At 48.4% G+C, this 7323-nt stretch carries 5 protein-coding genes; 3 read left to right on the top strand and 2 right to left on the bottom strand.

Translation table 11 applies throughout. The features are described 5' to 3' along the window. Window positions 1-56 precede the first annotated feature (56 nt). Window positions 57-878, bottom strand: coding sequence for a DNA repair protein RecO (recO, locus tag U9P07_10130; GenBank protein ID MEA2109762.1), 822 nt, complete (start codon window positions 876-878; stop codon window positions 57-59). Window positions 879-903: 25 nt separating this feature from the next. Beyond that, window positions 904-2271 carry a magnesium transporter gene (gene mgtE / locus U9P07_10125; GenBank protein MEA2109761.1) on the bottom strand — a complete coding sequence of 456 codons (1368 nt, stop codon included), beginning with the start codon at window positions 2269-2271 and terminating at the stop codon, window positions 904-906. 274 nt (window positions 2272-2545) lie between these two features. Between mgtE and bioA the strand changes: the two genes are divergently transcribed. From bioA to leuS, 3 genes are all read left to right on the top strand, one after another. Next, window positions 2546-3835 (top strand): adenosylmethionine--8-amino-7-oxononanoate transaminase, encoded by a 1290-nt coding sequence (gene bioA / locus U9P07_10120; GenBank protein MEA2109760.1) that lies wholly within the window; start codon window positions 2546-2548, stop codon window positions 3833-3835. Window positions 3836-4170: 335 nt separating this feature from the next. Continuing rightward, window positions 4171-4539: an RNA polymerase-binding protein DksA gene (dksA, locus tag U9P07_10115; GenBank protein MEA2109759.1), complete on the top strand. Its 369-nt coding sequence runs from the start codon at window positions 4171-4173 to the stop codon at window positions 4537-4539. Between the two features lie 66 nt (window positions 4540-4605). Continuing rightward, on the top strand, window positions 4606-7092 hold the full coding sequence (leuS, locus tag U9P07_10110) for a leucine--tRNA ligase (GenBank protein ID MEA2109758.1): 2487 nt from the start codon (window positions 4606-4608) through the stop codon (window positions 7090-7092). Window positions 7093-7323: the final 231 nt, after the last annotated feature.

The raw sequence follows: 7323 nt of genomic DNA, 5'->3' as shown, positions 1-7323 counted from the left end.
AAGGTTCAAGGTTTAAGGTTCAAGGTTTTTCAGTATACCGTATACCTTAAGTATCGTCATGACATGCGGTTGAATCGTTTCGGTAAAGAATCTGATGGCTTAATCACTGTTTTCTGGCTGAATTGATCAATATTTTCAATATATTTGAGAGTTTTGAACTCCTGGCCGGTATGCCAGCGCAGCAGGCTCCGACAGAGTCTGGCTGTTTCATCCATGATCCGGGGGGTGAAGTTCAGTTTTTTGCGTAAGCTGCTGTCGATTTGCAGGAATTTATTGAGAATGGCAATGGTCCCGCGGCTGATCGGAAATGCCCGGGGATAGCGGTGGTGACATTTCCGGCATATCAGCCCCCCGGCTTCCGGATCGAAAAAGAGCATATCCTGGTTTACCTGGTTGCGGCAGCCCAGACAATAATCTAACAGGGGAGCAAAGCCAAGCAGGGCAATTATCTGTAGTTCAAACAGGCGAATCTGACAGGCAAAGTTTCTGCCGGCCGGCATGGTCAAAAACCCGAACAATTCAGTCAGCAGGGCAAATATCTGCCGGTTGGCCTGAAGCTCCGGGCAGCAGCGGTTGATGATTTCAAGAAAGTAACAGCCGAAAAAAAAGGCTTCCGGTTGATATTGAATTTCCTTGAATGGATCCAGGAGTTCACATTCATCAATACGGGGCAGGCTGATTCCCGGCTTGGCAAAGCCGGTGAAACGAACCAGAGAAAACAGTTCCAGACGTCCGGAAAACCTCTTTCTGCTTCGTTTTGCTCCTTTGCCGATGCCGGTCATTTTCCCCCGGTTCAAGGTATAGAAGGTAATCAGCAGATCACTTTCACCATAGGGAATTTTATTGATAATCAGGCCTTGATCGGTAATTATGGGCATGGAAAGTAAGAAACCGTTTTGCTGGTTAAAAAAGATATCTTAAGGATATGGTAGCCGTTCCCATATAGACCAGAATGCCGATAATGTCATTGCTGGTGGTGACAAAGGGGCCTGAGGCAATGGCCGGATCAATCTTCAAACGTTGAAAAACCGTGGGGACCAGGGCTCCCATGGCAGCAGCTATGGTCATGGATGCAGACATGGCAATGGCTACCACCAGACCGATAATAGTTTCATGGTGCCAGGCCAGGGCAATGAGGCCTACCACCAGGCCGCAGATTATTCCCATGGCAATTCCTACCCTGGCCTCTTTCCAGATGCTGCGCCGTACATTTTCAAGGGTTATGTGTCCGGTAGCCAGTCCGCGGACGGTGATAGATGATGACTGGGTGCCGACATTTCCCCCCATTCCGGTGATGACCGGAATAAAAGTTATCAGGGCCAGAACCTGGTGCAGGGTTGCTTTAAACAGCCACATCAGGTAGCCGGTGGCAATGCCGCCCAACAGGTTGGTTAACAGCCAGGGAAGGCGAATTTTGGCGATTAACCAGATGTTGTCGGCATAAACCATTTCCGTGGCATCGGTTCCCACCATGCGGAAGATATCTTCAGTGGTCTCCGCGCGGATAACATCAATAATATCATCAACGGTGACAATCCCCACCAGCTTGTTTTCATCATCAACCACCGGGATAGCGAGAAGGTTGTATTTTTCCACCAGTTGGGCGACGATTTCCTGGTCGGTGTTAATGTTTACTTTGACCAGGTTGGAATTCATGACCTGACGCAGTGTGGCTTCCGGTTGGGACAGGATAAGTTGGCGCAGGGAAATAATGCCGACCAGATGTTCCCGCTGATCTACCACGTAGATATAGAAAACCGTCTCCGCCTTGTCCCCGCGATGGCGTATTGCTTCCACGGCTTCAGCAGTATTGCAATCTTCCGCCAGGGCAAAAAACTCGGTGGTCATGATCCCGCCGGCGGTGTCATCATCGTAGCCGATCAGGGTCTCAATCTCCTGGGATTCCTGGAACCCCAGTTTTTCCAGCAGTTTCTGGGAAATATCTTCCGGCAGGTGGGACAGGAGATCAGCCTTGTCATCATTGGACATGGCTTTCAAAATCAGGATGGATTGTTCTTCCGGCAGGCGGATAATTATCTCGGAAGCCAGAGAAAAATCCAGCTCGCTGATGGTTTCAGCCGCCTTTTCAGTATCAGTGATTCTGGAAAACAGGAGATGCTGTTCCTCATCATTGAGAGACCTCATCAGGTGGGCGATATCAGCCGGATAAAGTTTGGTGATGATCTTGTTGATATTATGCCAGGCTTCCCGGTGCAAAAGCTTCCGGATTGACTCGATCATCATGCTGTGCATGTTTTTGCTTTGGTCCACCGGTGATATACTCCTTGGCTGAGTAATGCTGAAGGCCATTTTTAAGATAGCCTGAATGAAGGATAATTGACGCCTGTGTATAACAGAAGGAGGGTTGGAAAACAAGGAAAAATAAGGTGATAAGAGCGATGTCGGCAGGTTGGAAAATAGGTTTTGACCGGTGTTTTTTTCAGTGGTGGGATGTTTGCAGGCGAAAAAATTGGTTGACTGGTAGCTGAAAAGATGTTTTTTTTGAATTCATTCTGTTTGATAAATCCAAACTTTGGAGGCCTTTATGCCACCTTTGAAAAAATCCGGGGATCTGCTTTCCATGGACGATGCATATATCTGGCATCCCTATTCACCTGCACCGTCTTCCATTGCACCGCACCTGGTGAAGTCGGCTAAAGGTACCCGGCTGCAACTGGATGACGGTCGTGAAGTGATTGACGGGATGTCATCATGGTGGGCGGTGATTCATGGTTATAATCATCCGGTTTTGAACCAGGCGTTAAAAGATCAGTTGGATAAAATGGCCCACGTCATGTTTGGCGGGCTGACCCATGAACCGGCCATTCTACTGGCCGAAAAACTGGCGGCCATCACCCCGCCGGGATTGTCTCGGGTATTCTTTTGTGATTCCGGGTCGGTAGCGGTTGAAGTGGCGATTAAAATGGCGCTCCAGTACTGGCTTTCTCTGGGACATGGCCGCAAGAAGCGTTTGCTGACCATCCGCAATGGCTATCATGGCGATACCTTTGGTACCATGTCCGTCTGCGATCCGGTTAATGGCATGCATCATTTGTTTAGCGAGGTGATCATGCCGCAGTTTTTCGCGCCGGCCCCGAAGTGTCGGGATGATTCTGCCTGGGATGGCCATGATATTGAAGAAATCAAAAATATTATGGCAGCTCATAGTCATGAAATTGCGGCCCTGATCCTTGAACCTATTGTTCAGGGTGCCGGTGGCATGCGTTTTTATTGCCCGGAATTTCTCCGGCAGGTAAGAATCTTGTGTGATGAATATGATCTGCTGCTGATTGCCGATGAAATTGCCACCGGATTTGGTCGTACCGGCAAACTTTTTGCCTGTGAACATGCCGGGATATCACCTGATATCCTCTGTGTCGGCAAGGCGATTACCGGTGGTTATATGAGTTTTGCTGCTACCTTGACCAATGAGAAAATCAGCAAAGTGATTTCCACCAGGGGACTGAAAATGCTGATGCACGGGCCAACATTTATGGCCAATCCCCTGGCATGTTCCGTTGCTCTGGCCAATATCGGCCTGCTGGAATCATATCCGTGGGAACAGCGTATTGCCGAAACTGAGGCGCTGCTGGAACGTGGGTTGTCCCCATGCCGTTCTCTGGAAGGGGTTAAGGATGTCAGGGTTCTGGGAGCAATTGGTGTTATCGAGACCCATGAACCGGTTCAGGTGCAAAAAATCCAGGATCAGCTGATGACACAGGGGGTCTGGTTGCGTCCCTTCGGTCACCTGCTTTATACCATGCCTCCCTATATTGCCAGTGACAGTGAAATTGAGCAGATTACCCAGGCCATGTGTATCGCCCTGGCTGAGTAGGCTTAAGGCTACCTTGAAAAATGGCCTTTTTGCTCGATTACCGCGTTAGGCTCACATTATAATCCTCAAAATATGTAATATATTCCTGTGGTTATAATGTTCGCCTGCCTTGTTCTCAAACAAAAATTCTCATTTTTCAAGACAGCCTTAAATAGTGCTTCAATCTGTTATTTTCTCGTGAGCTGATCATAACTTTTTGTTGATTTGCTGCCTGAATTAGTATACACTCCGCCATCATTTTAATGGCCTTACAAGTTTTACTTAGGTATGAAATGTCTTCCTGCAGGTGCTTGGTTTTGACGCTATGCAGGATTTATTGGAGAAGGAGGATTAAGATGCTGACGCAAGAGCAACTGGATCACTTCAAACAGCTGCTGCTGGCTGAGAAAAAGAAGATTGTTGAAAAGGTTGATCAACTGAAACGAGGTGATATTTACACTAACCGGGAAGATCTTATGGATGAAGCAGATGCGGCTTCCGTGGAAGTGGATAATAACTTTCTTTTCCGTATTCGGGGCCGGGAAACCCACCTGATTAAAAAAATAGACGAATCTCTGAAAAAAATTGAGAATGGAACTTATGGCATCTGTGATGCTTGTGGCGAGGAAATCTCTTTAGGGCGTTTGGAAGCCAGACCGGTGGCGCCCTTGTGCATTACCTGTAAAGAAGAACAGGAAAAGCTGGAAAAGCGACAGGGGAGATAAGGGAAAGGTGTAAGGTGTTTTCCTTATACCGTAAAAAGCATGTATTGAGAGCTACAGAGCTACATGATGGAATCGCAATATAATCCGCAAAAAGTTGAATTAAAGTGGCAGGCGCACTGGGAGCGGGAAAATACCTTTGCGGCTGCTGACGGTGAGGGTGAAAAATACTATCTGCTGGAGATGTTTCCCTATCCGTCCGGGAAAATCCATATGGGCCATGTGCGCAATTATTCCATTGGCGATGTGGTGGCCCGTTATCAGCGGATGAGAGGTCGTAATGTTCTTCATCCCATGGGTTGGGATGCCTTTGGGATGCCGGCGGAGAATGCGGCCATAGAACGTAAAGTCCATCCGGCTGCCTGGACCAGGGATAATATTGAATCCATGCGTCAGCAACTCAAACGGATGGGATTCAGCTATGACTGGAGTCGTGAACTGGCAACCTGTGATCCATCATATTATCGCTGGGAGCAGCTCTTTTTTCTCCAGATGTATGAAAAAGGTCTGGTTTACAAGAAAAAATCCTCGGTTAACTGGTGTGAACACTGTCAGACGGTGCTGGCCAATGAACAGGTTGAAGCCGGTCTGTGCTGGCGCTGCAGCCAGGAAGTTGAAACGCGTGAATTAAGTCAGTGGTTTTTCCGGATTACCGATTACGCGGAAGAATTGCTGGCCGGGTGTGACAGCCTGCCGGGATGGCCCGAGCGGGTGACCACCATGCAAAAAAACTGGATTGGTAAAAGTACCGGGGCCAATATTGTTTTCCCTCTGGTTGGCAGTGATAAAACTATTACGGTGTTTACCACCCGCCAGGATACTTTGTACGGGGCGACGTTTATGAGTCTGGCTCCTGAGCATCCACTGGTTTCTGAACTGGTGGCTGGGACGGGTCAGGAACCCGAGGTGGAAGCGTTTATCCGGCGCTGGCGTCAGGCGCAGCAAGACAATCGTGATGTTGGCACCCAGGAGAAGGAAGGAGTCTTTACCGGCCGCTACTGCCTTAATCCGGTAACCGGCCGGAAGATGCCCATTTACCTGGCGAATTTTGTCTTGCTGGAGTATGGTACCGGAGCGGTTATGGCGGTGCCGGCCCATGATCAGCGGGATTTCGAATTTTCCCGGATGTATGGCTTGCCGATTATTGTCGTGATTCAACCGGATGGAGAAAATCTGGATCCTGAAACAATGGTGGAAGCATACACCGGTTCCGGCAAACTGGTAAATTCCGGGCCTTTTGATGGCCTGGATAATCAGGAAGCCCTGGAAGAGATTGCCGCCTACCTGGAGGAACAGGGTAAAGGTGAAAAAACTATCACCTATCGTTTGCGTGATTGGGGTATTTCCCGCCAGCGGTACTGGGGAACGCCGATTCCCGTTATCTACTGTGATCATTGCGGTACTGTGCCGGTTCCGGCAGCTGATCTGCCGGTGGTATTGCCGGAGAAGGTGGATCTTAGTGTTTCAGGTGGCTCACCCCTGGCGGTGATGCCGGATTTTGTTGAGACCAGTTGTCCTCTTTGTGGAAAAGCAGCCCGGCGTGAGACCGATACCATGGATACCTTTGTTGAATCATCATGGTATTATATCCGTTACGCATGTGCCAACTATAACCAGAACCCTTTTGATAAAAAGGCGGCTTCCTACTGGCTGCCGGTTGATCAGTATATCGGCGGCATTGAACATGCCATTCTGCATCTGCTCTATTCCCGTTTTTTTACCCGGGTTTTACGTGATCTTGGCTATATCGATTTTTCCGAACCATTTACTCATTTGCTGACCCAGGGAATGGTGATCAAAGATGGGGCCAAGATGTCTAAATCCAAGGGTAACGTGGTTGATCCCGATGCCCTGATTAAAAAATATGGTGCAGATACGGCCCGTATCTTCAGTTTGTTTGCGGCCCCGCCCGAGTTGGATCTTGATTGGAATGAACAGGGGGTTGAAGGGGCATCACGATTTTTACACCGTCTTTGGCGGCTGATGCACGCGGTTTTGCCGATGATCAAGGATGTCTCTCCCTATGTCGGTTCTTTTGGGGATCTGTCTGAAAATGTGCAGGTTTTAAGACGGAAAACCCACCAGACGATTCAAAAAGTGCGGAAGGATATTGAAGAACGGTTTCATTTCAATACCGCTATCAGTGCGGTCATGGAACTGGTTAATACCCTTAAACCTTTTATCGATATGCCGGATGCCGATGATCAGGTTCTCCGCCAGGTTATCCGGGAGGCCGTGGAGACGATTTTGGTGTTGTTGGCCCCGATTGTTCCTCATATTACGGAAGAGTTGTGGCAATGTCTGGGACAAAAAACCGAACTGGCCGCATTCCGGGTGCCGGATTATGATCCTGAGTCAATCAGCACTGATACAATAATGATGGTGGTTCAGGTAAACGGCAAGGTTCGTGATCGGTTGAGTGTTGATGCGGCGATTAGCCGCGAGGAGCTGGAACCTCTGGTTATGGCCAGTGACAAAGTGCGGAAATATCTGGCCGGGAAGCCGGTAAAGAAATTTATTTTCGTCCCGAAAAAACTGGTAAATGTTGTTGTCTGATTTCAAGGTTCAAGGTTCAAGGTTTAAGGTTCAAGGTTTAAGGTTTAAGGTTTAAGGTTTAAGGTTTAAGGTTTGTAAATATTCGACATTGTCTATAGATTGACAAATTTTTATTATTTCTCACAGAGCTTGCTATATTGTAGTAAGCCTTGCATAAAAAATAAAAAGGGAGGGCGGGGGAAATTGGAAGCGGGGTCACCGGGATTGGGGACATTCTTGAGTTTCGCGTTA

This window comes from Pseudomonadota bacterium, from assembly GCA_034660915.1.
In the GTDB taxonomy this organism is placed as follows: domain Bacteria; phylum Desulfobacterota; class Anaeroferrophillalia; order Anaeroferrophillales; family Anaeroferrophillaceae; genus DQWO01.
This window is presented reverse-complemented; position numbering and strand designations above follow the sequence as displayed.

Coding starts and splice junctions, on each gene's coding strand:
- recO (MEA2109762.1), bottom strand. CDS start 878: ATGCCCATAATTACCGATCAAGGCCTGATTATCAATAAAATTCCCTAT.
- bioA (MEA2109760.1), top strand. CDS start 2,546: ATGCCACCTTTGAAAAAATCCGGGGATCTGCTTTCCATGGACGATGCA.
- dksA (MEA2109759.1), top strand. CDS start 4,171: ATGCTGACGCAAGAGCAACTGGATCACTTCAAACAGCTGCTGCTGGCT.
- leuS (MEA2109758.1), top strand. CDS start 4,606: ATGGAATCGCAATATAATCCGCAAAAAGTTGAATTAAAGTGGCAGGCG.